Raw genomic sequence first — 23,894 nt, forward strand, 5'->3', positions numbered from 1 at the left:
TATCGGGATTCAGGCGGTGGTCGCGGCGAGGATCGTGGCTCAGCGGCATCGCGTCCTCACATCTCGTTCAAGGTCGCCAGCGCCGCATCCAGGCGCTGCATGTTTTCGGCCGTATAGGCGGCGTAGTCGAAGGCGAGTTCGGAATGGATCTCCGAGACCATGCTCCACATGGTCTCGCGCAAAAGCGACGCGCACTTCATCGCCGTGTAGCGGCGGCGCAGGTCGTCGGTCACGGTGCGGTCGAAATAGGCTTCCAGCAGCCAGTCTTCCTGGGCCGGCGTCAGGCCGTTGTTGGATGCAAGCCCGCCGAGATCGAACAGCGGCGAGTTGAACCCGGCATAATCCCAGTCGATCAGCCAGATGCGGCTGCCGTCGTCGATGAAGTTCGCCGGCAGCAGGTCGTTGTGGCCGAAGACGATATCGATCGGCCCGACGGCCTTTTCGAGGGTGGCGGCGGTGTCGAGCAGACCGGGCAGCCTGTCGATATGGGCGCTGCCGCCGTCACGCAGGGTGCCGGCATAGTCGCGCACCACGTGGAACACCCAGAACATCAGAACCGGGCCGCGCACATGGTTCGGCATGTCGCGGTGGCACCTGAGGAGGACCCGCAGGATTCGCTCCAGGTTCTCTTGTTTGCGTACGTCGTCTTCGGCGTAGGTCTTGCCGTCGATGTAGCGGATCACCAGCGCCCCGCGCTCGTGATGCACCACCTCGGGCGATACCCCGGTCTCGGCCGCCGCGCGGGAGGCGGCGAGCTCGTTGAAGCGCATCACCTGGTGCACCGGGATGTCGTCGCCGATGCGCACGACGTATTTCTCTTCCCCGTCCGCGACGACGAAGTTGGTGTTGGTGATGCCGCCGCCGAGCGGGACCGGATCCACGGGTCCGGACCACAGGGACAGCGAGGCGGCTTTGGTGCGGGCGTCCGTCATCGTCGTCCTCACGCCAGTCCGAGCCGGTGCCGGGTGCGCCGGGCGCCGGCGGAAACCAGCCGGTCGGCGACGATGGCGATGAAGGCGACGGCAAGCCCCGCGACGATGCCGCGGCCGGTATCGGCCTTGGTCAGCGCGATATAGACCTCCTGGCCGAGGTCGCGGGTGCCGACGAGCGCGGTGATGACCACCATCGAGATCGCCAGCATGATCGTCTGGTTGATGCCGAGCATGATCTCCGGCAGGGCCAGCGGCAACTTGATCTTGGAGAGAAGCTGGCGCCGGGTGCAGCCGGACACGACGCCGGCCTCGACCAGCTGCGGGTCGATCTGGCGGATGCCGTGCGCGGTATAGCGGATCGCCGGCGCGAGCGCGTAGAGAATGACGGCGATCATCGCGGAGAAGTCGCCGACCCGGAACAGCATGACCACGGGGATCAGGTAGACGAAGCTCGGCAGCGTCTGCAGGGTGTCGACCAGTCCGCCGAGGATACGGCCCGCGCGCTCGTTCTCGGCGGCGACGATACCCAGCGGGATGCCGATCAGCGAGGCGATGACGACCGAGATGCCGCACAGATAGACCGTGATCATCGCCTTTTCCCACTGGCCGGTGACGACGATGAACATGGCGAGCGCCACGGCGGCGAGCGCCAGACGCCAGCCGCCGAGCTGCCAGCCGGCGATCCCGACGAGGCCGACCGTCCAGATCCACGGCAGCTCGGTGAGGAAGCGCTTCACCGGCACGAGGAAATTGACCAGCATCACGGTCTTCACCGCCTCGAGCTGGTCGTAGAAATTGACGTTGATGTATTTGACGAGGCCTTCCCAGAAGGAGCCCGTCGAGATCTCCATCGCCTCGGGATAGCTCTGGGCCGGCGGGAAGACGAGGCCGACCAGCGCGGTGCCGAGGATCACCACGATCACGGTCGTCGTCCACGGATGCCGCCTCACATGGCCGGCCGGCAGGCCGCCGTGGGCCGGCGGCGGCCGGTTGGCGAAGGCCTGGCTCAGCCTGTCGAGCGCGATCGCCAGGACGACGATGGCGACGCCGGCCTCGATGCCGCCGCCGATATCGAGCCGCCGCAGCGAGGTCAGCACGTCGTAGCCCAGGCCGCCGGCGCCGATCATCGAGGCGATGATCACCATGTTGAGGGAGAGCATGATCACCTGGTTGACCCCGACCATCAGGCCGTCGCGGGCCGAAGGCACCAGCACCTTCCAGGTCATCTGGCGGCGCGTGCAGCCCGCCATGCGGCCGAAGTCGCGGATCTCCTCGGGCACGCCGCGCAGCGACAGCATGGTGACGCGCACCATCGGCGGCATCGCGTAGACGATCGTGGCGATCATCGCGGCGACGGGGCCGAAGCCGAACAGGAACAGGATCGGCACCAGATAGGCGAAGACCGGCACGGTCTGCATGATGTCGAGCACCGGCGACAGGGCCCGCTCGACCCAGGCCGACCGGTAGCCGGCGATGCCCAGCAGCAGACCGCCGGCGACGCCGAACGGCACCGCGATGACGATCGAGGACAGCGTCACCATGGCGCTGTCCCACTGGCCGAAGACGGCGAGATAGAGGAAGCAGGCGCCGACGAAGGCGGCGAGCTTCCAGCCGCGCGCGTAATGCCCCATCGCCACGACGACGGCGATCACCGCGATCCACGACAGGGCCGGCAGCACCTGCACCGCGTCGGAGCCCTGCCCGCGCAGGAAGCCGGTGGACAGCAGGCTCGTGGCGATCGTCAGCGGGATGTCGAGCAGCCAGGACAGAAACCGTGTGAGCTCGAGGAAGGTGAACAGCCCGAAGGTGGCATCGTCGATCAGCCACGACATAAACGCGGAGATCCACCTGGCGAGCGGCACCGTCCAGGCGCGCGGCCAGTCGTAGGCCCAGGCGATGTCGAGGGCCCGCGTGACGTCCTTGCCCCACGAGGCCGCGAACAGCGACAGGACCAGGACGGCGAGCCAGAACAGGCCCGTCGGGCCGATCCAGGCAGACCGCATCGCGGGTGTCGCCAGGGCGGAAGACCGCGCCGTCATGCGTCCTCCCGTCTCATGCGTCACCCCCCGCCGCCGGGTTGTGCCCGGTGCGGCCGACCAGCACGTCGACCACCGCCCGCGCGTCGATCAGCCCCGCCTGGCGGCCGTCCGCGTCGAGAACGGCGAAGGGACGGTCCGCCGCCTCCACCTTGTCGGCGATATCGCCGATCCGCTCGCCCGCCCCGACCGCGCCGGCGACCTCGGCGCCGTCGCGCCAGGCCGTCATCACCGAGCGCGCGGTCATCACCTTGGCGCGGGGAATGTGGCGGGTGAACTCGGCGACGTAGTCGGTCGCCGGCGCCAGCACCAGCGCCTCCGGCGTGCCGGTCTGGATGATAGCGCCGTCCTTCATGATGGCGATGCGGTCGGCCAGCCGGATCGCCTCGTCGAAATCGTGGGTGATGAAGACGATAGTCTTCCTGAGCTTGTTCTGCAGGCGGATGAACTCGTCCTGCATCTCGCGCCGGATTAGCGGATCGAGCGCGGAGAACGGCTCGTCCAGGAACCACAGCTCCGGCTCCACCGCGAGCGAGCGGGCGATGCCGACGCGCTGCTGCTGGCCGCCTGACAGCTCGCGCGGATAGTAGGTCTCCCGGCCCTCCAGGCCGACCAGCTCGACCACCCGCCGCGCCCGCAGTTCGCGCGTCTTGCGGTCGATGCCCTGCACCTCCAGCGGAAAGGCGACGTTGCCGAGCACGGTGAGGTGCGGCAGCAGCGCGAAGTGCTGGAACACCATGCCCATGCGGTGGCGGCGGATCTCGATCATCTCGCGCTCGCGCGCCCGCAGCAGGTCGCGCCCCTCGAAGATGATCTCGCCGGCCGTCGGCTCGATCAGCCGCGACAGGCAGCGCACCAGCGTCGACTTGCCCGACCCCGACAGGCCCATGATGACGAAGATCTCGCCCTGGCGGACGTCGAGATTGGCGTCCCGCACAGCGCCGATCAGGCCCGCGGCCCTGATGTCCTCGAGGCTCGGGGGCGCCGACCTGGACGCCAGAAAGGCTTCGGGATCGCTGCCGAACAGCTTCCACACGCCCCGGCAGGACAGCTTTGTTTCGGAGTCGGACATCGTGGCTTGCCTCCGGATGGCGGCGGATCGCACCGCCCCGTCCGGACGAGGATCAGGGTCGGAAGGTCGGGATGGTCCGCTCGGTAACACTATCGTTCGAGCGGACCGGCCGGGGAAGGACGCAGCCCAAGGGAGCAGCGGGCCCGCGCCCGCCCCCCGGCAAGCGGAAACGTCAGTTCCCGATCCAGGTCTTCCAGCGGTCTTCGTTGCTGGCCATCCAGTTGGCGACGACGTCCTCGACCGACTTTCCGTCAAGGTCGACGTCGGCGACCATCTGGCCCATCTCCTCGTTGGTCACGTTGAACGCCTTGATGGCGGCGTGGGCGCCCGGCCACTTGTCCTTGATGCCGACCCAGCCGGCCTTCCAGATCGGGCCGCGCGGCTTGCCGCAATCGTAGGCCATGTCCTTGTTGGAGCCCCAGCTCGGATCCTCGTAGCAGGCCGCCTCGTATTTCGGGAAATCGACCCACTCGCCCTTGTACTTGATCGGCGCCCAGTGCGGCGCGTAGACCCACAGCAGGACCGGCGCCTGCCGCTGGTAGGCGGACTCCAGCTCGGCGAACAGGGCGGCGTCCGTGCCCGCGTGGATCACCTCGAAGGGAAGGTCCAGCGCCTCGACGCGTTCGTCGTCGAACCCGCCCCAGGTCACGGGTCCGCCGAGATACCGGCCCTTCGGCGCGGTTTCAGGGGTCGAGAACGCCTCGGCGCAGGCTTCGTCCTTCAGCGCTTCCCAGTTCGGCAGGCCGGGGCACTTTTCCTTCATGTACTCGGGGTACCACCACTCCTCGATGGCGAGCATGCCGGTCTCGCCGAGGTTCTCGACGTTGCCCGTGCCGACCGCCTCGTCGAGCGCCTCGCGACCGGTGGTCTCCCAGATCTCCATGGCCAGGTGCAGGTCGCCGGTCTTCAGGCCCGCGAATTGGGCCAGGTAGTCGGCCTGCACGTAGTCGACGTTGTACCCCGCCTGCTTCAGCACCTCGCCCATGATCTGGGTCGTGATGAGCTGACCGGTCCAGTCGTGCAGGGTCAGTTTGATCGGATCCTTGGATTCCGCCTCGGCAAGCGCGGGCGCGCTGACCGTGGCGAGCAATGCGGCACCCGCGAGCGCTGCGGCGATGCGTGGAAATGTCATGGTCGCTCACCTCCGTTCTGTTTTCGTAAGAGCGCGTAGCCTGTTCCCCTGGTGCCGGGACATACGCAGACGGAAAGCCCGACCCAACGGAATGATCCGGCGATAATCGGGCCCACGTCAACAGGAAATCACACAATTTGTGGAATTGATGTTGAATTGGCGCTTAGATTTTTGGAATTGGATGGATATGCTCTACGCACAGGCGCGGCGCAGAAGCAGGCAAGCGAGAGCAGGCAACCGACCCGCGCACCGGAAACGAACGCTCAAGGGGCTCAAGGGTGCACCGGACCCAGCGACAGACGGAGATTTTGCGGCTGGTTCAGCTTCGCGGTGCCTGCTCGATCGGCGACCTGGCCGAGCGCCTAGAGGTATCGGACGAAACGATCCGCCGAACGGTGAAGCCCCTCGTCTCCGAGGGACTTCTAGCCAAGGTGCATGGCGGCATCACCCTTCCCGACGCCGGCCGCGAGCCACCGTTCCAGAACCGCATGCTCGAGAACGCCGAGGCCAAGCGCCGCATCGCCGAGCGGGTCGCCAGTCTCGTCTCGAACGGCGACAGCCTCATGCTCGACTGCGGGTCCACCACCGCCTTCGTCGCCCGGGCGCTGAGCCAGCACTCCAGCCTGACCGTCGTGACCAACTCGGCGGAGATCGCGCGCACGCTGGCCACGAACACGTCGAACCGCGTCTTCATGGCCGGCGGCGAGCTGCGGTCCGACGATACCGCGGCACTGGGACCGGAAGCCCTGACCTTCGCCCGCCAGTTCCGCGTGCGCCACGCCATCCTGTCGATCGGCGCGATGGAGATCGACGGCTCGCTGATGGTCTACCATCTGGCCGAGGCCGAGTTTTCCCGCTCCGTCATCGACCAGGCCGAGCAGGTGATCGTCGCCGCCGACGCGTCGAAGTTCGGCCGGCCGAGCCTGGTGCGCATCTGCGGCCCGGAACGCATGGACGTGCTGGTGACCGACCGCAGGCCGCCGGCCGCCCTCGCGGACTCGCTGACCGCGGCCGGCGCGCGGATCGAGGTGGCCGACTAGAGACTGGAGGCTCTCACGCTCCGCGACGGCGGACCAGGAGCGGGCCGTAAACGAGCGAGAAGCCGGCGAACGCGCCGATCCAGGCCACGGCCGAAACCGAGAGCAGCCAGTCCATGCCAGAGGGGAAGACGGCCGCGCCGATCCGGGTGAGCGCAGCCAGGACCACGAGGCCATAGATCGCCACGGTGGCCGCGCCGGCGGTCAATGTCCGGCCGGTATGACCGAGCGTGGCGCGGGTCATGACTGCGAGGGTCATCGTCCCGATCGCCCCGGCGGTCCAGGCGTGTATAGCCGCGGTGTTCGGCACGGCGCTTTCGGATGCGGCGGCGACAGCGGCCAGGAGGAAGCCGAGCGGAACGAACAGATAGGCGACATGCAGGATCGTCACCAGCGGCTCGGCGAAGGTGCGCAGCGGCCGCCACCGCGCCTGGCGGACGAGCTGCAGGATCCCGGCCAGAAGCAGGAGCGGGGCCGCCGCGATCGCGACGCCTTCGAAGGACGGCGCGACGATCCACGCCGCAAGCGCAACCACGCTGACCGCGATAACGATGGCATCGAACCGCGAGAACGGGACTGGCATCGTCTGGCCGCCGCGCTGCCTGAGCCAATTGCCGGTGAAACTGGGAACGATGCGCCCGCCGATCAGCACGATCAGCGTGATCGTCGTGGCAATCGCCAGACGGGCGCCGTAGACGCTGTGGCCATCGTTGAGCACCTCCCACTGGAACAGCGCCTGGGCCGCGAACAGCATCACGACGATGATGAGCACCTTGAGGTTCTTCCAGTTGCGCCCGGCGAGGATCTCCCGGCCGATAACCGCGCCGAGGCCGGCCAGGAACGACAACGTCGCGATCGCCGTCAGGGCGGCACCGAACCAGTCCGACGTCGCGATGGCGAACCGCCCGAGAAGCCAGAACGCGAACAATCCGGCGAGCGGCCAGCCGACCACCGGAAGCCGTCCCGTCCAGTTCGGCACCGCGGTCAGCAGGAATCCGGCGACGACCGCCGGGACATAGCCGAACAGCAACTCATGCGCATGCCAGGCGATCGGCGGCCAATCGGTCGGCAGGGTGACGGCGCCTAGATACCACGGCACCCAGACGCCGACCGCGATCGCGGCGTAGAGCGCGCCGGCGAGGAAGAAGGGGCGGAAGCCGTAACTGAACAGCGCCGGTCCGGTCCATTGCCTGGCGCGCTGCGCGGAAGTGGTGGCGTTCATCGGATTATCGAGGTCTCCATCGGGAAGTCCGTGCGAAACAGGGTCCGCACTAGGGGTCGTCGCGCGGCGTATCCGACCGCCTGGCGGCGCGCGCCTGCCGACGCGCCGTCATCCGCCCGGCGAGATCGGCCCGGTCCTGCGCCGACAGCCTGACCTTCGCCAGCGGAATGACGATCGCGTTCTCGATCGCCAGGTGCCGCCGTTCGCAGACGGCAAACGACCGCAGCGTCCGCCTCAGCCCCGCCGACATCGGAATCTCCGGGTGCGCGATCCGCCGTCGCAGGCCGTTGACGATCCTGGCGGCAAGCCTTTCGTCCTCCGCATGATCTTCGGTCAGTTGCTCGAGCACCCGGCCGATCTCGTCCTCGCGTTTGGCGCGGCGCTTCAACAGCGGAAACAGGTCCTGCTCCTCGTCGGCGATGTGGGCGGCATGCTCGGTCTCGATATGATCGGCGATCGCCCCGGCGAGATCGGGATCGAAGGCCTCGTCCTCGGCCAGCTTCTCGCACAGATGGCACAGCACCCTGTGTCGATGGTGGTCGGCGACGATGAAATCGAGCGGTTGGGCGAGGAGGCGCGCCGGAAGCGGCTCTAGCGACTGCTTCCGATTGCCGGGGGAGGTCACGCGACCGCCTCCCGTGCGTCGGCGACAGCGCGTCGGAGGATCGTCGACAGCGCGTCCAGCCCCGGCGTTTCGCTGCGCCCCATGACGCCGACGAGATGCAGCCACGCATCGTCGTCGGCCCGTTCCACGAACCGTCGAACGGCGAGCGAGGCGAACGCGTCGGCCTCCATATCGAGCGATCGCGCGGCCTCGCGAACTTCGGCCAGGAGAGCGAGCTCGCCCGCCTCGATGAGGACCGCCTCGGCCGTCCCCTTATCCCCCAACCGCGCTATGATATCGCCGAGCATGGCTCCCTCCCGCCGCCCGCCTACTGCACGAGCCCGCCTTCCGCCCGCTTCAGATCGATTCCCTCGATCTCGGCACGACCCGCGAGGATCGCGATGTACTGGTGCACCGCGCGATGGAACACGGCGTCGGCGAGATAGTCGGCGATTTCCCTGCCGACCACCTCGAACGGCAGCGTCTGGCCAGCGATCTTGCGGTCGAGGCGCACCACATGCACGCCGTAGGGCGTGTGCACCGGCTCCGGCGAAATCACGCCGGCGTCCATGGCGGCGAGCGCGGCCTCGAACTCCGGCGTCGTCTGGCCGGTCGAGATCTGTCCGAGATTGCCCCCGGTCTTGCCCGAGGGACAGGCCGACAGGTCGGCCGCCATCGCGGCGAACCGGTTCGGGGCGGCCTTAAGCCTGTCGATCGCCTCGCGCGCCGCGCTGTCCGCGGCGGCATAGGCATCGTCGTCCTCGCGCGGCGCGGCGAACAGGATATGCGCCGCTTCGTAGATGTCTGCGCTGCGGAACCGCTCGGCATTGGTGTCGTAGAAGCGGCGACACTCCGCCTCGGTCGGGCTCGGCACGGCGACATCGGCCTCGATCAGCGCGCGGACCAGCGCCTCCTCGTCCGCCTCGGTCCTTCCGGTCTCGTCGGTTCGGGCCTCCGCAGCGATGCCGCGGCGGCGCGCCTCCTGCAGCAGCAGCTCGCGAACCGCGAGCGCCCGGGCGGCCTCCTCGCGGGCCGCGCCCGGCGTGTCTGCCGGATGGTTCTGGATCTCCCGGGCGATCGCCGCTCGGGAGATCTCGACCCCGTTGATCCGGACCGCCGGAGCCGGCTCGGCGACGGCCTTGCGATCGTTGACGTCGAACAGACGCATGGCCCTACTCCGCTGGATGGACGCCGCGCCGCGTGGTGCGGACGATCTGGTAGCCCTGCCGGCCCAGATACCAGACCGGCGCGCTCCAGATGTGCACGAGGCGAGTGAACGGGAAGACGAGGAAGATCGTCAGGCCGAGGAACAGGTGCGCCCGGAAGATCGGCGCGGCATCGGCGACATATTGCGAGGCCGAGGGCTGCAGCGTCAGGATTCCCTGGGCCCAGCGCATGAACTTCACCATCTCCTCGCCGTCGAGGTGCTGCAGCGACACGGTGATCGTCAGCAGTCCCAGGATCAGCTGCGCGTAGAGCAGGATCAGGACAGCGATGTCGCCGAAGCTGGAGGTGCGGCGGATGCGCGGATCGAACAGCCGGCGATGCAGCAGCATGCTCAGGCCGACGAAGCAGACGATGCCCGCCACGCCACCGACCACGATCGCCATAACCTGCTTGGCGCCGTGGCTGATGCCGATCGCGTCAAACACCCAGATCGGCGTCAGCAGGCCGAAGAAATGGCCTAGGAAGATGACCAGGATGCCGACATGGAAAAGGTTCGAGCCCCACATGAGCTGCCGGCGGCGCAGCAGCTGGCTGGAGCCGGAGCGCCACGAATACTGCTCGCGGTCGAAGCGCACGAGGCTGCCGAGCAGGAACACCGTGAGGGCGAGATAGGGATACCAGCCGAACACGGCGTAGTTGATGTAGTCCAGCATCGTTCTCGGTCCTTCTCAGATCTTGCCTTGTCCGACAACGTTGCGGGCCGCCGCGCGAAGCCGCGTCGCCAGCCGCGGCGTCCCGCAGGCGCCCGCCATCGGATCGCCGGGGCCGAAGGTGACGGCCGTCTCCTCCCACGCCTCGTCGAGCGCCTCGAGATCCTCCGGGTCGTCGTCGTCTTCGTCCCAGGCGACGTCGGCTTCGTCGGCCCATCCGACATCACCGCCGCCGACGGCGCGCCGGGCGATCTCAGCCGCGCTGAACTTTCCCCGCGCCAGCGCCCTCAAGACGCGGAACACGGCGGCGTAGCTGGCCTTGCGCCGTTTCAGCCGCTCGTCGAGCGCGGCGAGGATGTGGGCGGCCTCGTCGAGCAGGTCCCGCGCCTCCGCCGCCGGCAGCAGCGACAGGAACTCCAGGAACATCGGCAGGTAGTCGGGCAATTCGTTCGCCGCGACGTGGAAGCCGTGCTGCTCGTAGAGCTGGGCGAGGTCCAGCATCGCCTGGCCGCGGTCGCGGCTTTCCCCGTGCACGTGCTCGAAGAGATGCAGCGACAGCGAGCGCGAGCGGTCGAACAGCAGCGTGTAGCGCTCCTGCAGATCGTAGAGGTCGCGCGTGGCGATCTCCTCGATCAGCGTGTCGAGCGCGGCGCGGTCGCGGGGCGGCACGAGCCCCTCCTCCGCGATCGCCTGGCGGATCTCTTCGCCCGCCCGCTGCAGCTCCGCCGTCGGATAGGTCAACAGCGCCGACAGGGCCTTGTATGTCTTGGCCATCACGCGACCTCCATCGGATTGCGGGCCTTGCCCTTCTTGCGGGCGCCGAACAGGCCGACCTCGCTGATGCCGTCCGAGCAGCCGTTGCCGAACGAGAAGCCGCACGACCCGCGCAGGTCGTAGGTATCCTCGCCCGCCTCGCGATGCGCGGTCGGGATGACGAAGCGGTCCTCGTAGTTGGCGATCGCCATGAGCTGGTACATGTCCTCGATGTCCTGCCCCGTGAGCCCGACCCGGGCGGCGATCTCCTCGTCGATGACGCCGTCGACGGTCTTCGCCCGCATGTAGGCACGCATCGCCAGCATGCGCTCGAGGCCTTTGGCGATCGGCTCCTCGTCGCCGGCGGTCAGCAGGTTGGCGAGATACTTCAGCGGGATGCGCAGGCTGCGCACGTCCGGCATGTCGCGGTCGATGCCCATCTTGCCGGCCTCCGCCGCCGACTGGATCGGCGACAGCGGCGGCACGTACCAGACCATCGGCATGGTGCGGTACTCCGGATGCAGCGGGAAGGCGACCTTCCAGTCCATCGCCATCTTCCAGATCGGCGAGCGCTGGGCGCCCTCGATCCAGGCGTCGGGCACGCCGTCGGCCCTGGCCTGGGCGACGACCTCCGGGTCGTTGGGATCGAGGAACAGCTTGAGCTGCTCCTCGTACAGCTGCTTGTCGTCCGGCGCCGAGGCGGCCTTCTCGATGCCGTCGGCGTCGTACAGGATGACGCCGAGATAGCGGATGCGGCCGACGCAGGTCTCCGAGCACACAGTCGGCTGGCCGGACTCGATGCGCGGGAAGCAGAAGATGCACTTCTCCGACTTACCCGACGACCAGTTGTAGTAGATCTTCTTGTAGGGGCAGCCGGAGACGCACATGCGCCAGCCCCGGCACTTGTCCTGGTCGATGAGCACGATGCCGTCGTCCTCACGCTTGTAGATCGCGCCGGACGGACAGGCGGCGACGCAGGCCGGGTTGAGGCAATGCTCGCACAGCCGCGGCAGATACATCATGAAGGTGTTCTCGAACTGCCCGAAGATGTCCTTCTGGACGCCCTCGAAGTTCACGTCCTTCGAGCGCTTCGAGAATTCGCCGCCGAGGATCTCCTCCCAGTTCGGCCCCCACTCGATCTTCTCCATCCGCTCGCCGGTGATCTGCGAGCGCGGCCGCGCGGTCGGGAAGGCCTCGCTCTCCTTCGCCGTCTGCAGGTGCTCGTAGTCGAAGGTGAACGGCTCGTAGTAGTCGTCGATCTCGGGCAGGTCGGGATTGGCGAAGATCTTCGCCAGGATCCGCCACTTCGAGCCCATCTTCGGCTGGATCTTGCCGCCGGGCGTGCGCACCCAGCCGCCGTTCCACTTCTTCTGGTTCTCCCATTCCTTGGGATAGCCGATGCCGGGCTTCGTCTCGACGTTGTTGAACCACGCGTATTCCATGCCTTCGCGGTTCGTCCAGACGTTCTTGCAGGTCACCGAGCAGGTGTGACACCCGATGCACTTGTCGAGGTTCAGCACCATCGCGATCTGGGCGCGGATCTTCATTCTGCGGCCTCCTTCTTGCGGTCGGAGTATGGCCGCTCGAGCCAATCGACCGTGTTCATCTTGCGGACGATGACGAATTCGTCGCGGTTCGAGCCGACGGTTCCGTAGTAGTTGAAGCCGTAGGCCTGCTGGGCGTAGCCGCCGATCATGTGGGTTGGCTTGATCGTCGCGCGCGTCACCGAGTTGTGGATGCCGCCGCGGTTACCGGTGATCTCCGACCCCGGCGTGTTCACGATCTTCTCCTGGGCGTGGTACATCAGGACCATCCCCGGATTGACCCGCTGGGAGACAACCGCGCGCGCCGTCAGCGCGCCGTTGAGGTTGTAGACCTCGACCCAGTCGTTATCGACGATGCCCGCCTGCTGGGCGTCGGTCTCGCTGAGCCACACCACGGGTCCGCCGCGGTTCAGCGTCAGCATCAGCAGGTTGTCCGAATAGGTAGAGTGGATGCCCCACTTCTGGTGCGGCGTGATGAAGTTCAGCACCACCTCGCCGTTGCCGTTCGGGTGCTTGCCCCGGATCTTGGCGACGGTCTTCAGGTCGACCGGCGGCTTCCAGGTGCAGAAGCCCTCGCCGAAGGCCAGCATCCACTTGTGATCCTGGTAGAGCTGCTGGCGACCGGTCAGCGTGCGCCAGGGGATCAGTTCGTGCACGTTGGTGTAGCCGGCGTTGTAGCAGACCTTCTCGGATTCCAGGCCCGACCAGGTCGGAGACGAGATGATCTTGCGCGGCTGGGCGGCCACGTCGCGGAAGCGGATCTTCTCGTCCTCCTTCGGGATCGCCAGATGGGCGTGGTCGCGGCCGGTGGCCTTGGACAGCGCGTCCCAGGCCTTGACCGCCACCTCACCGTTGGTCTCCGGCGCGAGCATCAGGATCACTTCGCTGGCGTCGATGTCGGTTTCGATCCTGGCCAGCCCCTTGGACGCGCCGTCCTCGGTGACGACGCCGTTGAGGGCGCGCAGGTTCTCCACCTCGTGCTCGGTCTTCCAGGAAATGCCCTTGCCGCCGTTGCCGACGTTCTCCATCAGCGGGCCGAGCGAGGTGAAGCGCTTGTAGGTGTTCGGATAGTCGCGCTCGACCACCACCACCTGCGCCATGGTCTTGCCGGGGATCGGCTCGACCTCGCCTTTCTTCCAGTCCTTCACGTCATAGGGCTGGGCGATCTCGGCCGGCGTGTCGTGCTGGATCGGAACCAGCACCACGTCCTTCTCGACGCCGAGTACCTCGGGGGCCACCTCGGAGAACGCCTTGGCGATCCCCTTGTAGATGTCCCAGTCGCTGCGCGCCTCCCAGGCCGGATCCACCGCCGCGGTGAGCGGATGGATGAAGGGGTGCATGTCGGACGTGTTGAGGTCGTTCTTCTCGTACCAGGTGGCCGTCGGCAGGACGATGTCGGAATAGACGCAGGTGGTCGACATCCGGAAGTCGAGCGTGACCAGCAGGTCGAGCTTTCCTTCCGGCGCCTTGTCGTGCCACGTCACCTCCTTCGAATGCTGCGCGCCCTCCTCGCCCAGATCCTTGCCGAGCACCCCGTGCGTGGTGCCAAGCAGGTGCTTGAGGAAATACTCGTGGCCCTTGCCCGACGAGCCGAGCAGGTTGGAGCGCCAGACGAACAGGTTGCGCGGCCAGTTGGCCGGATCGTCCGGGTCCTCGCAGGACAGGTCCAGCTCGCCGTCCTTCAGCGCCTTCGGGATATAGTCCTTCGGCTCCATGCCCGCCTTCTCCGCCTTTTCAGCGATCGTCAGCGGGTTCTGCTTGAGCTGCGGCGTCGACGGCAGCCAGCCCATGCGCTCGGCGCGGATGTTGTAGTCGATCAGCGTGCCCGACCAGTCGCCGTCGGGCGCCGTCGGCGACAGGATCTCGTCGACGTTCAGCGCCTCGTAGCGCCACTGGTCGGAATGGGCGTACCAGAAGCTCGTCGAGTTCTGCTGGCGTGGTGGCCGGCTCCAGTCGAGCCCGAAGGCGAGCGGCAGCCAGCCGGTCTGCGGACGCAGCTTCTCCTGTCCCACATAGTGCGACCAGCCGCCGCCCGACTGGCCGATGCACCCGCACATGACCAGGAGATTGATGATCCCCCGGTAGTTCATGTCCATGTGGTACCAGTGGTTCAGGCCGGCGCCGAGGATCACCATCGACCGGCCGTTGGTCTTTTCGGCGTTGGTGGCGAACTCGCGGGCGACGGTGATGATCTTGTCGCGGTCGAGCCCGGTCACGCGCTCAGCCCAGGCAGGCGTGAACGGCTCGTCCTCGTCGTATGACTTGGCCACGTTCTTGCCGCCGAAGCCGCGGTCGAGGCCGTAGTTGGCGCAGAACAGGTCGAACACGGTGCAGACGAGCGCCTTCCCGTCGGCCAGCGTCACCGCCTTGGCCGGCAGGTTGCGCTCCAGCACCTCGCCGTGCTCGGTCGCCACGAAGTTCTCCGTCGCGCGGCCGCCGAAATAGGGGAAGCCGACGCTGACGATCTCGTCGTGGTCCTCGGCAAGCGTCAGCCGGAGCTTCGTCTCGCGGCCCTTGCCGTCCTTCTCCTCCAGGTTCCACTTGCCGGTCTCGCCCCAGCGATAGCCGACGGAGCCATGCGGGGCGACGAGGTCGCCGGTCTCCTCGTCGAAGGCGACCGTCTTCCAGTCCGGATTGTTGGTCTCGCCGAGACCGTCCTTGAACTCACCGGCGCGCAGGAGCCGGCCTGGGACATAGCTGTCCCCTTTCTTCTCCAGCCGCACCAGCATCGGGAAGTCGGAGTACTGGCGGACGTAGTCCTCGAAATACGCGGCCTTCCGGTCGAGGTGGTACTCGCGCAGGATCACGTGGCCCATGGCCAGCGCCAGCGCCGCGTCCGTGCCCTGCTTCGGGTTGAGCCACAGGTCGGCGAACTTGGTCGCCTCGGCATAGTCGGGCGAGACGACGACCGACTTCGTGCCCTTGTATCGGACTTCCGTATAGAAATGCGCGTCCGGCGTCCGCGTCTGGGGCACGTTCGAGCCCCAGATCATCAGGAAGCCCGCGTTGTACCAGTCGGCCGATTCCGGAACGTCGGTCTGCTCGCCCCAGGTCTGCGGGCTCGCCGGCGGCAGGTCGCAGTACCAGTCGTAGAACGAGCCGCAGGCGCCGCCGATCAGCGACAGGTAGCGCGCGCCCGCCGCGTAGGAGACCATCGACATCGCCGGGATCGGCGAGAAGCCGAAGATGCGGTCCGGGCCGTGGGCCTTGGCGGTATAGGCGTTCGCCGAGGCGATCAGCTCGTTGACCTCGTCCCAGGTCGACCGGACGAACCCGCCGTGCCCGCGCACCTTGATGTAGTCGGCCCGCTTCTCGGGATCCTCGACGATCGAGGCCCAGGCGGCGACCGGCGTCCGCGTGGTGCGCGCCTGCCGCCACAGCTTGATCAGCCGCGAGCGCACCAGCGGATACTTCAGCCGGGCGCCGGAATAGAGGTACCAGCTGTAGCTCGCCCCGCGCGAGCAGCCGCGCGGCTCGTGGTTGGGCAGATCCGGCCGCGTGCGGGGATAGTCCGTCTGCTGGGTTTCCCAGGTGACGATCCCGCCCTTGACGTAGATCTTCCACGAGCACGACCCGGTGCAGTTCACCCCGTGCGTGGAGCGCACGATCTTGTCGTGCTGCCAGCGCTGGCGGTAGCCCTCCTCCCAGCTGCGATCCTCGCGGGTGGTGACGCCGTGCCCGTCCGCGAACGTATCGACGTTCTTCTCCAGGAATGTCAGGCGGTCGAGAAAGTGGGACATCGTTGAATTCCTTTCTTTACGCGGCGGGCGCGGGCCGGGCGGCGGGGCTGGTTCCCCCACGCTCGATGTCGTGCAGGAAGCCGCCCTTGCGCGTGTAGAACCACCACGTGACGACGGCGCAGGTGACGTAGAAGATCAGGAAGCCCCACAGCGCCGCAGACGCACCGCCGGTCATCGCGATCGAGGTGCCGTAGCTCTTGGGGATGAAGAAGGCGCCGTAGGCCGCGATCGCCGAGGTGAAGCCGATGATCGCCGCGGATTCCTTCTCCGCCTGCCGCACCCGGTCCTTGGCCAGGGCGTCCGGCATCAGCCGATCCATGTCCTTGCGCATGATCACGGGGATCATCTGGAAGGTCGACGCGTTGCCCACGCCCGTTGCCAGGAACAGGACCATGAACATCGCGAAGAAGCCCCAGAACGCGCCCGGCTGGTCCTTGATGGCGATGAAGTACAGGACCCCGCCGACCGCCGCGATCATCAGGATGAACGTCCAGAACGTCACCCGGCCGCCGCCGTACTTGTCCGAGACCCAGCCGGTGGCCGCGCGCGACAGGGCGCCGACGAGCGGACCGAGGAAGACGTATTGCAGCGAATTCACCTCGGGGAACTGCGTCTTCGCGAGCAGCGGGAAGCCGGCCGAATAGCCGATGAACGAACCGAAGGTGCCGGTGTAGAGCCAGCACATCACCCAGTTGTGCATCCGGCCGAGGATGATCGACTGCTCGCGGAACGACGCCTTGGCCGAGGCGATGTCGTTCATGCCGAACCAGGCCGCGATCGTCGCGACGATCAGGAACGGAACCCAGATGAAGCCGGCGTTCTGCAGCCACAGCAGCGTTCCGTCGCTGGTCGACTGAGGCTCGCCGCCGAGCATGCCGAACACGCCGGCGGTGATGACGATCGGCACCAGGAACTGCATCACGCTGACGCCGGCATTGCCCAGCCCGGCGTTGAGCGCCAGGGCGTTGCCCTTCTGGTTCTTGGGGAAGAAGAAGCTGATATTGGCCATCGACGAGGCGAAGTTGCCGCCGCCAAGGCCGCACAGCAGGGCCAGCACCAGGAAGATCAGGTAGGGCGTGTCCGGGTTCTGCACGGCGTAGCCGATGCCGAAGGCCGGGACGAGCAGCGACGCGGTCGTCAGCGTCGTCCACAGCCGGCCGCCGAAGATCGGCACCATGAAGGAGTAGAAGATGCGCAGCGTCGCGCCGGACAATCCTGGCAGCGCCGCCAGCCAGAACAGCTGGCCGGTGGTGTAGTCGAAACCGATCGCGGGCAGTTTCGCGACCACCACGCTCCACACCAGCCAGACCGAGAAGGCGAGCAGCAGGCAGGGGATCGAGATCCAGAGGTTGCGCTGCGCGATCCGCCGGCCGGTCTTCTCCCAGAAGGTCGGGTCGTCGGGCGCCCATTCCTCCAGCACATGCGAGCGCATGGCCGTCTCGGGGGTATGGATCTCCTGCATCTCGGGGAATTCGGGCAGCGCGCCGAGCTCCGTTTCCAGCGCGCCGCGCTCCATCCTGCGGATCGCGAAGTGCATCCACAGCAGGGAGACGCCGACGATCGCGAACAGCAGCATGAAAGAGCTCGTCCACACGCCGGTGACGTCGTTCATCACGCCGAACGCGATCGGCAGGACAAAGCCGCCAAGGCCACCGATCATGCCGACGAGGCCGCCGACCGCACCGACGTGATCGGGATAGTAGACCGGGATGTGCTTGTAGACGGCGGCCTTGCCCAGCGACATGAAGAAGCCGAGCACGAAGATCGCCACCACGAACGGCACCAGTCCCATGCTGGTCGAGAACGTGATCGGGCCATTGATGCCGTGAATGACGTAGTCGGTGTTCGGATAGGACAGCATGAACGTCAGCAGCAGCGACACGCCGAACGTCCAGTACATCACCGCGCGGGCGCCGAACTTGTCGGAGAGGTGGCCGCCATAGGCGCGGAACAGGCTGGCGGGAACCGAGTAGGCGGCCGCCAGCATGCCGGCCGTCTTGATGTCGAGGCCGTAGACGCCGATCAGGTAGCGCGGCAGCCACAGCGCCAGCGCGACGAAGGCGCCGAACACGAAGAAGTAGTAGAGCGCGAAGCGCCAGACCTGCAGATTGCGCAGCGGGGCCAGTTCCAGCAGCGTGCTTCGCGGCTTCTGGCCGGTCTTGCGCCGCTGCACGATCACCGGATCTTCCTTCGTCGTCAGATAGAAGATGATCGCCGTGATGACGAGCACGATCGCATAGACCTGCGCTGTCCGTTCCCAGCCGACCGCGACGAGGACGAACGGCGCGGCGAAGTTGGTGACGGCGGCGCCGACATTGCCGACGCCGAAGATTCCGAGCGCCGTGCCCTGCAGCTCGCGCGGATACCATCGCGAGATGTACGCGACGCCGACCGCGAACGACCCGCCGGCGAGGCCGACGCCGAGCGCGGCCACCAGGAACATCGGATAGGTGGAAACCGTGGACAGCAGCCACGCCGCCACCGCGGAGGCGAGCATGACCAGCGTGAAGACGCGGCGGCCGCCATACTGGTCGGTCCAGATGCCGAGGAAGATCCGGCTGAGCGACCCGGTGAGGATGGGCGTTGCGACCAGCAGACCGAACTGGCTGTCGTTCAGCCCCAGGTCGGCCTTGATGCGGACGCCGATGATCGAAAAGATGGTCCAGACGGCGAAACAGACGGCAAAAGCGAACGTGCTCATGCCAAGGATCTGGGTCTGCTGGCTGCGGCTCACGCCTTCGAGATGGTGCATCGTTTCAGTCCCCGTTCTTGACGGTTCATCGACGGCCGCGGGACACGACCGCGCGGGTACGCGGATACACGACGCTACGTTTGGAGTGAGTTGAACTTGACGTATGTCAAGTTTCAACCGCACAGGACTGAAATAAATACATGGAGTAGAAATTCGTTTATTCTGTTTGACGCAGAAGATGCGCGATTTTGATGCAATATTCCTTCCCAATTGACATTTATCAATAAGTATTTCAAGATCAGGAAAACCGAATTGGGGGCGGGGCGACAGGGATGCGACTCGAGGACACCGACGAAATCCGCAGGCTGGCGCTTTTCCGGGACTGCGGCGACGACACCTTCGACACATTGATCCGGGCCGGTTTCCTCCAGCGATTCCCGCCCGGCGTCGTTCTGATCCACGAGAACGATCCGGCCGATTTCCTCTATATCGTCGTCGAAGGCATGGTCGAGATGTTCGCCACCCAGGCCGGCCGCGAGACGACGATCGGCTTCATCGAGCCGATAGGGACCTTCATCCTTGCCGCCGTCCTGAAGGATCAGGTCTACCTGCAGTCGGCCCGAACGCTCGAGAAGTCCCGGGTCCTGATGATCCCGGCGGAAAACGTGCGCGCGGCGATGCGCGACGACACCGCCTTCATGAACGCGATCGTGACCGAACTCGCGACCTGCTATCGCAGCGTCGTCAAGGACCTGAAATGCCAGAAGCTGCGGACGGGGACCGAACGCCTCGCCAACTGGCTGCTGCGCGCCGACCGCGCCGACGGCGCGTCCGGAACGGTCGAACTCAGGGTCGGCAAGCGCGTGCTTGCCTCCCGCCTCGGCATGACCCCGGAAAACCTGTCGCGCGCCTTCGCCACCCTGGGCGCCTACGGCGTCGAGGTCGACGGCCCGACAATCCACCTGCGCGACGTGGACGACCTGACGAAGTTCGCCAAACCGAGCCCGCTGATCGACGACTATTCGACCTGAGACGGCCGTCCCGCGACCGGTCGGGATAAGCCCCGCGACGAGACGTCGCGCATTGCGCGCATCGGTGGCGACCGGATCGCCACCGCCGGGACCGGCGACAACGGTGGTGCCGTAAAGCCCTGCCGCATCGCGGCCGCGCGGGATCGTCACGTGTGAAGCCTTGATGGCCCGTATCGCATCGCCGCTTGGGCCGGGTACGTGGCGCTTCGAACGAACTCACCGCCGCCAATCGGACAACCGCCACCCCTCGGCGTCCGCCGGCCCCCGGGGTCGACAATCGCCGTCCACATGCCCTCGCGACACCGAAACCAGAGGTTGAAAATGGCAAAATCGCGCCATTCCACCACGCGCGACGACGTGCTACTGAATCGGCTTAGAAACGCCGCCTGGCAGTGTGCCCGGGTTTGGCGTCGCACCACTCGAGAGGATCTGCACCAATGGGTATTGTGAGGACTCTGCTTGCCACCACCGCCATGGCCGCCCTGTTCGCGGGCGCCGCGCAGGCGAAAACGCTTGTCTACTGCTCCGAAGGCAGCCCCGAAGGCTTCGATCCGGCGCCGTATACCGCCGGCACGACGTTCGACGCCTCCTCCAAGCCGGTCTACAACCGCCTTGTCGAGTTCGAAGCCGGCAGCACCAAGGTCATTCCCGGTCTCGCCGAGAGCTGGGAGGTTTCCGAGGACGGCCTCGAGTACACCTTCCACCTGCGCAAAGGCGTGAAGTTTCATACGACGAATTTCTTCACCCCGTCCCGCGACTTCAACGCCGACGACGTGATCTTCACCTTCACGCGTCAGATGGACGAGGGCAGCCCGTACTTCTCCTATGCCGGCGGTACCTGGGAATATTTCAATGCCATGTCGATGCCCGACCTGGTCAAGTCGATCGACAAGGTCGACGACTATACGGTCAAGTTCGTGCTGAACCGGCCGGAGGCACCGATGATCGCCAACCTGGCGATGGATTTCGCCTCGATCCTGTCGCAGGAGTATGCCGAGAAGCTCAACGCCGACGGCAATCTGGCGATGCTGAACCAGGAGCCGATCGGCACCGGTCCGTTCCAGTTCGTGGCCTACCAGAAGGACGCCGTGATCCGCTTTGCCGCGAATCCGGACTACTGGGGCGGCAAGCAGCCGATCGACGACCTGGTCTTCGCCATCACCACCGACGCCGCGGTACGCCTGCAGAAGCTGAAGGCCGGCGAATGCCACGTCATGCCCTACCCGAACCCCGCCGACATCGCCGACATCGGGCAGGACGCGAACCTGCAGCTGATGGAACAGCCCGGACTCAACATCGGCTACCTCGCCTACAACACCATGCAGGCCCCCTTCGACAACCCGAAGGTCCGCAAGGCGCTCAACATGGCGATCAACAAGGACGCCATCCTCGAGGCGGTCTACCAGGGCGCCGGCACGAAGGCGAAGAATCCCATCCCGCCGACCATGTGGGGCTACAACGACGCCATCCAGGACGACCCCTACGATCCTGACGCGGCGAAGGCGATGCTCGACGAGGCCGGCGTGACGGACCTCAAGATGAAGATCTGGGCGATGCCGGTGCAGCGGCCCTACAACCCGAACGCCCGCCGCATGGCCGAGCTGATCCAGGCCGATTTCGCCAAGGTCGGCGTGGGCGTCGAGATCGTCTCCTACGAGTGGGGCGAGTACCTGAACCTGTCGAAGGAGACGGACCGCGACGGCGCGGTTCTGCTTGGCTGGACCGGCGACAACGGCGATCCGGACAACTTCCTGGCCGTGCTGCTGGGTTGCGACGGCGTCGGCGGCGCCAATCGCGCCCACTGGTGCAACGAGGACTTCGACGCGCTGGTCCAGAAGGCCAAGATCATCAGCGACCAGGAAGCCCGCGCCAAGCTCTACGAGGACGCCCAGGTGGTGTTCAAGGAACAGGCGCCCTGGGCGACCATTGCCCATTCGGTCGTGTTCATGCCGATGCGCAAGGAAGTCACCGGCTACAAGATGGATCCGCTCGGCAGCCATCGTTTCGACGGCGTCGATCTCGCCGAGTGACGACACCATTCGCGGGGCGCCGGGATGACCGGCGCCCCGATTTTCCGTCCGCCACCATGCGCCTGACCAACCGACCGGCCCGACCGAAGGCTGCGGACAAGAGCGATGCGTCCCTCCGGTATTCGGTCGACAACGGCCGTGTCATCCGTTTCTATCTCATCGAAGGCCGGCACGACCGCGGCGGTGTTCAGGGCGACGCAGATGCGCCGGACGCCTCCGGCGGGTGTCCCGGCCACGGTATGCCTATGATCCCGATGCCACGCGAGGCCGCCTGACCGCCATGCTGCGCTTCCTGATCAACCGTATCGGCCTCCTGATCCCGACCTTCATCGGCGTGACGATCGTCGCGTTCCTGTTCATCCGCATGCTCCCGGGCGATCCGGTGCTTCTGCTCGCCGGCGAGCGCGGCATCACGCCGGACCGCTACGCCGAGCTGTTGCATTCCTACGGCTTCGACCGGCCCCTGTGGGAGCAGTACCTGTCCTATCTGAACCAGCTCCTGCACGGCGATCTCGGCACCTCGATCGTCACCAAGAAGCCGGTGCTCCAGGAATTCCTCACCCTGTTCCCCGCGACCGTCGAGTTGGCGCTGTGCGCCATGTTCCTGGCCACGCTCATCGGCCTTCCCGCCGGCATCGTCGCGGCCGTCAAGCGCGGTTCCGCCTTCGACCATTCGGTCATGTCGACGGCGCTGGTGGGCTATTCGATGCCGATCTTCTGGTGGGCGCTGCTGCTGATCATCGTCTTCTCCGGCTGGCTCGGCTGGACGCCGGTGTCGGGGCGCATCTCGTTGATCTATTTCTTCGAGCCGGTCACTGGCTTCATGCTGATCGACTCGCTGCTCTCCGGCCAGAAGGGCGCCTTCGCCTCGGCCGTGTCGCACCTGATTCTGCCCTCGATCGCGCTCGGCACGATCCCGCTTGCCGTCATCGCGCGGCAGACGCGCTCGGCGATGCTCGAGGTGCTGTCGGAGGACTACGTGCGCACCGCCCGGGCCAAGGGGCTGGCGCCGGCGCGGGTCATCGGCGTCCACGCCCTGCGCAATGCGCTGATCCCGGTCGTCACCGTCATCGGCCTGCAGACCAGCCTGTTGTTTGCCGGTGCGATCCTCACCGAGACGATCTTCTCCTGGCCCGGCGTCGGCAAGTGGATGGTCGATTCGATCTCGCGGCGCGACTATCCCTCCGTCCAGGGCGGCCTGCTGATGATCGCCGCGATCGTCATGATCGTGAACCTGATGGTCGATCTGCTCTACGGCCTGATCAACCCCCGTATCCGCTACGAGAGGTAGGCGATGTCGGATATCACCCGAAACGGCCGCCGCGCGGAATTCGAGGTCCTCGCCGAGTTCTGGCATTACTTCAGCGAGAACCGCGGCGCGGTGATCGGCCTGTTCGTCGTCATCGCCCTCGTGCTGATGGCGGTCTTCGCGCCGCTGATCGCCCCCTTCAATCCGGACGAGCAGTTCCGCGACGCCTTCCTCAAGCCGCCGTTCTTTCAGGAAGGCTCCGACCCGCGGTTCATCCTCGGCACCGACGCCGTCGGCCGCGACCTTCTCTCGCGCCTGATCTACGGCGCCCGGTTCTCGCTGTTCATCGGCACCTTCGTCGTCGCCCTGGCGCTGTCGGTCGGCATCGTGCTCGGCCTCGTCGCCGGCTTCATGCGCGGCGCGGTGGAGACGGTCATCATGCGCGTGATGGACGTCATCCTCGCCTTCCCGAGCCTGCTTCTCGCCCTGGTGCTGGTGGCGATCCTCGGGCCGGGCCTGACCAACGCGATGATCGCGATCGCCGTCGTCCTGCAGCCGCACTTCGTCCGGCTGACCCGGGCCGCGGTCCTGAGCGAGCGCAACCGCGACTACGTCACCGCGACGCGCGTCGCCGGCGCCGGTCGCATGCGGCTGATGTTCCGCACCATCCTGCCGAACTGCACCGCGCCGCTGATCGTGCAGGCGACGCTGTCCTTCTCGAACGCCATCCTCGACGCCGCCGCCCTGGGCTTCCTCGGCATGGGCGCCCAGCCGCCGACGCCGGAATGGGGCACCATGCTCGCCGAGGCACGCGAGTTCATCCTGCGCGCCTGGTGGGTCGTCACGTTCCCCGGCCTGATGATCCTGATCACCGTGCTCGCCATCAACCTGATGGGCGACGGCCTGCGCGACGCGCTCGACCCCAAGCTGAAGCGGAGCTGAC

18 protein-coding genes are annotated in these 23,894 nt (G+C 66.7%); 5 read left to right on the forward strand and 13 right to left on the reverse strand.

Annotated elements, in window-relative coordinates; all coding sequences use genetic code 11:
- Positions 1-56: 56 nt before the first annotated feature.
- From MUB46_RS17250 to MUB46_RS17265, 4 genes are all read right to left on the reverse strand, one after another.
- The gene (locus MUB46_RS17250; RefSeq protein ID WP_261617191.1) at positions 57-932 is read right to left on the reverse strand and encodes a choline/ethanolamine kinase family protein; all 876 of its coding nucleotides are present in this window, start codon (positions 930-932) and stop codon (positions 57-59) included.
- Positions 933-940: 8 nt separating this feature from the next.
- On the reverse strand, positions 941-2,935 hold the full coding sequence (locus MUB46_RS17255) for an ABC transporter permease (protein ID WP_425256285.1): 1,995 nt from the start codon (positions 2,933-2,935) through the stop codon (positions 941-943).
- A gap of 49 nt (positions 2,936-2,984) precedes the next feature.
- Positions 2,985-4,040 carry a quaternary amine ABC transporter ATP-binding protein gene (locus MUB46_RS17260; protein WP_261617193.1) on the reverse strand — a complete coding sequence of 352 codons (1,056 nt, stop codon included), beginning with the start codon at positions 4,038-4,040 and terminating at the stop codon, positions 2,985-2,987.
- Positions 4,041-4,212: 172 nt separating this feature from the next.
- Positions 4,213-5,172 carry an ABC transporter substrate-binding protein gene (locus MUB46_RS17265; protein WP_261617194.1) on the reverse strand — a complete coding sequence of 320 codons (960 nt, stop codon included), beginning with the start codon at positions 5,170-5,172 and terminating at the stop codon, positions 4,213-4,215.
- Positions 5,173-5,450: 278 nt separating this feature from the next.
- On the opposite strand from MUB46_RS17265, the gene MUB46_RS17270 reads away from it, so the two are divergent.
- On the forward strand, positions 5,451-6,212 hold the full coding sequence (locus MUB46_RS17270; RefSeq protein WP_261617195.1) for a DeoR/GlpR family DNA-binding transcription regulator: 762 nt from the start codon (positions 5,451-5,453) through the stop codon (positions 6,210-6,212).
- 13 nt (positions 6,213-6,225) lie between these two features.
- Here the strand turns inward: MUB46_RS17270 and MUB46_RS17275 are convergent, their stop codons facing one another.
- Genes MUB46_RS17275 through MUB46_RS17315 form a run of 9 tightly spaced genes read right to left on the reverse strand, consistent with a single transcriptional unit; the run spans position 6,226 to position 18,701 of the window.
- A complete protein-coding gene (locus MUB46_RS17275; RefSeq protein WP_261617196.1) occupies positions 6,226-7,431 on the reverse strand; it encodes an NnrS family protein in 1,206 nt (401 codons plus the stop codon).
- Positions 7,432-7,480: 49 nt separating this feature from the next.
- Positions 7,481-8,056 carry a hemerythrin domain-containing protein gene (locus tag MUB46_RS17280; protein WP_261617197.1) on the reverse strand — a complete coding sequence of 192 codons (576 nt, stop codon included), beginning with the start codon at positions 8,054-8,056 and terminating at the stop codon, positions 7,481-7,483.
- Entirely contained in the window at positions 8,053-8,343 is a 291-nt protein-coding gene (locus tag MUB46_RS17285; RefSeq protein ID WP_261617198.1) for a hypothetical protein, read from the reverse strand. Before MUB46_RS17285 ends, MUB46_RS17280 begins: the two co-directional genes overlap by 4 nt.
- 20 nt (positions 8,344-8,363) lie before the next feature.
- Positions 8,364-9,203: a peptidylprolyl isomerase gene (locus MUB46_RS17290; RefSeq protein WP_261617199.1), complete on the reverse strand. Its 840-nt coding sequence runs from the start codon at positions 9,201-9,203 to the stop codon at positions 8,364-8,366.
- A 4-nt stretch (positions 9,204-9,207) separates the two neighbouring features.
- Positions 9,208-9,915 carry a respiratory nitrate reductase subunit gamma gene (narI, locus tag MUB46_RS17295; protein ID WP_261617200.1) on the reverse strand — a complete coding sequence of 236 codons (708 nt, stop codon included), beginning with the start codon at positions 9,913-9,915 and terminating at the stop codon, positions 9,208-9,210.
- Between the two features lie 15 nt (positions 9,916-9,930).
- Positions 9,931-10,686, reverse strand: coding sequence for a nitrate reductase molybdenum cofactor assembly chaperone (gene narJ / locus MUB46_RS17300; RefSeq protein WP_261617201.1), 756 nt, complete (start codon positions 10,684-10,686; stop codon positions 9,931-9,933).
- Positions 10,686-12,212 carry a nitrate reductase subunit beta gene (gene narH / locus MUB46_RS17305; RefSeq protein ID WP_261617202.1) on the reverse strand — a complete coding sequence of 509 codons (1,527 nt, stop codon included), beginning with the start codon at positions 12,210-12,212 and terminating at the stop codon, positions 10,686-10,688. Before narH ends, narJ begins: the two co-directional genes overlap by 1 nt.
- Positions 12,209-15,949 (reverse strand): nitrate reductase subunit alpha, encoded by a 3,741-nt coding sequence (locus MUB46_RS17310; RefSeq protein ID WP_261617203.1) that lies wholly within the window; start codon positions 15,947-15,949, stop codon positions 12,209-12,211. The genes narH and MUB46_RS17310 overlap by 4 nt, the downstream gene beginning before the upstream one ends.
- Positions 15,950-15,965: 16 nt before the next feature.
- Positions 15,966-18,701: a nitrate/nitrite transporter gene (locus MUB46_RS17315; protein WP_315902758.1), complete on the reverse strand. Its 2,736-nt coding sequence runs from the start codon at positions 18,699-18,701 to the stop codon at positions 15,966-15,968.
- A gap of 272 nt (positions 18,702-18,973) precedes the next feature.
- On the opposite strand from MUB46_RS17315, the gene MUB46_RS17320 reads away from it, so the two are divergent.
- The 4 genes from MUB46_RS17320 (at position 18,974) to MUB46_RS17335 (ending at position 23,893) form a co-directional block, all read left to right on the forward strand.
- Positions 18,974-19,672, forward strand: a complete 699-nt coding sequence (locus MUB46_RS17320) for a cyclic nucleotide-binding domain-containing protein (protein WP_261617204.1) — start codon at positions 18,974-18,976, stop codon at positions 19,670-19,672.
- Positions 19,673-20,109: 437 nt separating this feature from the next.
- Complete coding sequence (locus MUB46_RS17325; protein WP_261617205.1) at positions 20,110-21,702, forward strand: ABC transporter substrate-binding protein; 1,593 nt, start codon at positions 20,110-20,112, stop codon at positions 21,700-21,702.
- 280 nt (positions 21,703-21,982) lie between these two features.
- Positions 21,983-22,993, forward strand: coding sequence for an ABC transporter permease subunit (locus tag MUB46_RS17330; protein WP_261617389.1), 1,011 nt, complete (start codon positions 21,983-21,985; stop codon positions 22,991-22,993).
- Between the two features lie 3 nt (positions 22,994-22,996).
- Positions 22,997-23,893, forward strand: a complete 897-nt coding sequence (locus tag MUB46_RS17335; RefSeq protein WP_261617206.1) for an ABC transporter permease subunit — start codon at positions 22,997-22,999, stop codon at positions 23,891-23,893.
- Position 23,894: the final 1 nt, after the last annotated feature.

It is taken from the genome of Microbaculum marinisediminis, from assembly GCF_025397915.1.
GTDB lineage: Bacteria > Pseudomonadota > Alphaproteobacteria > Rhizobiales > Tepidamorphaceae > Microbaculum > Microbaculum marinisediminis.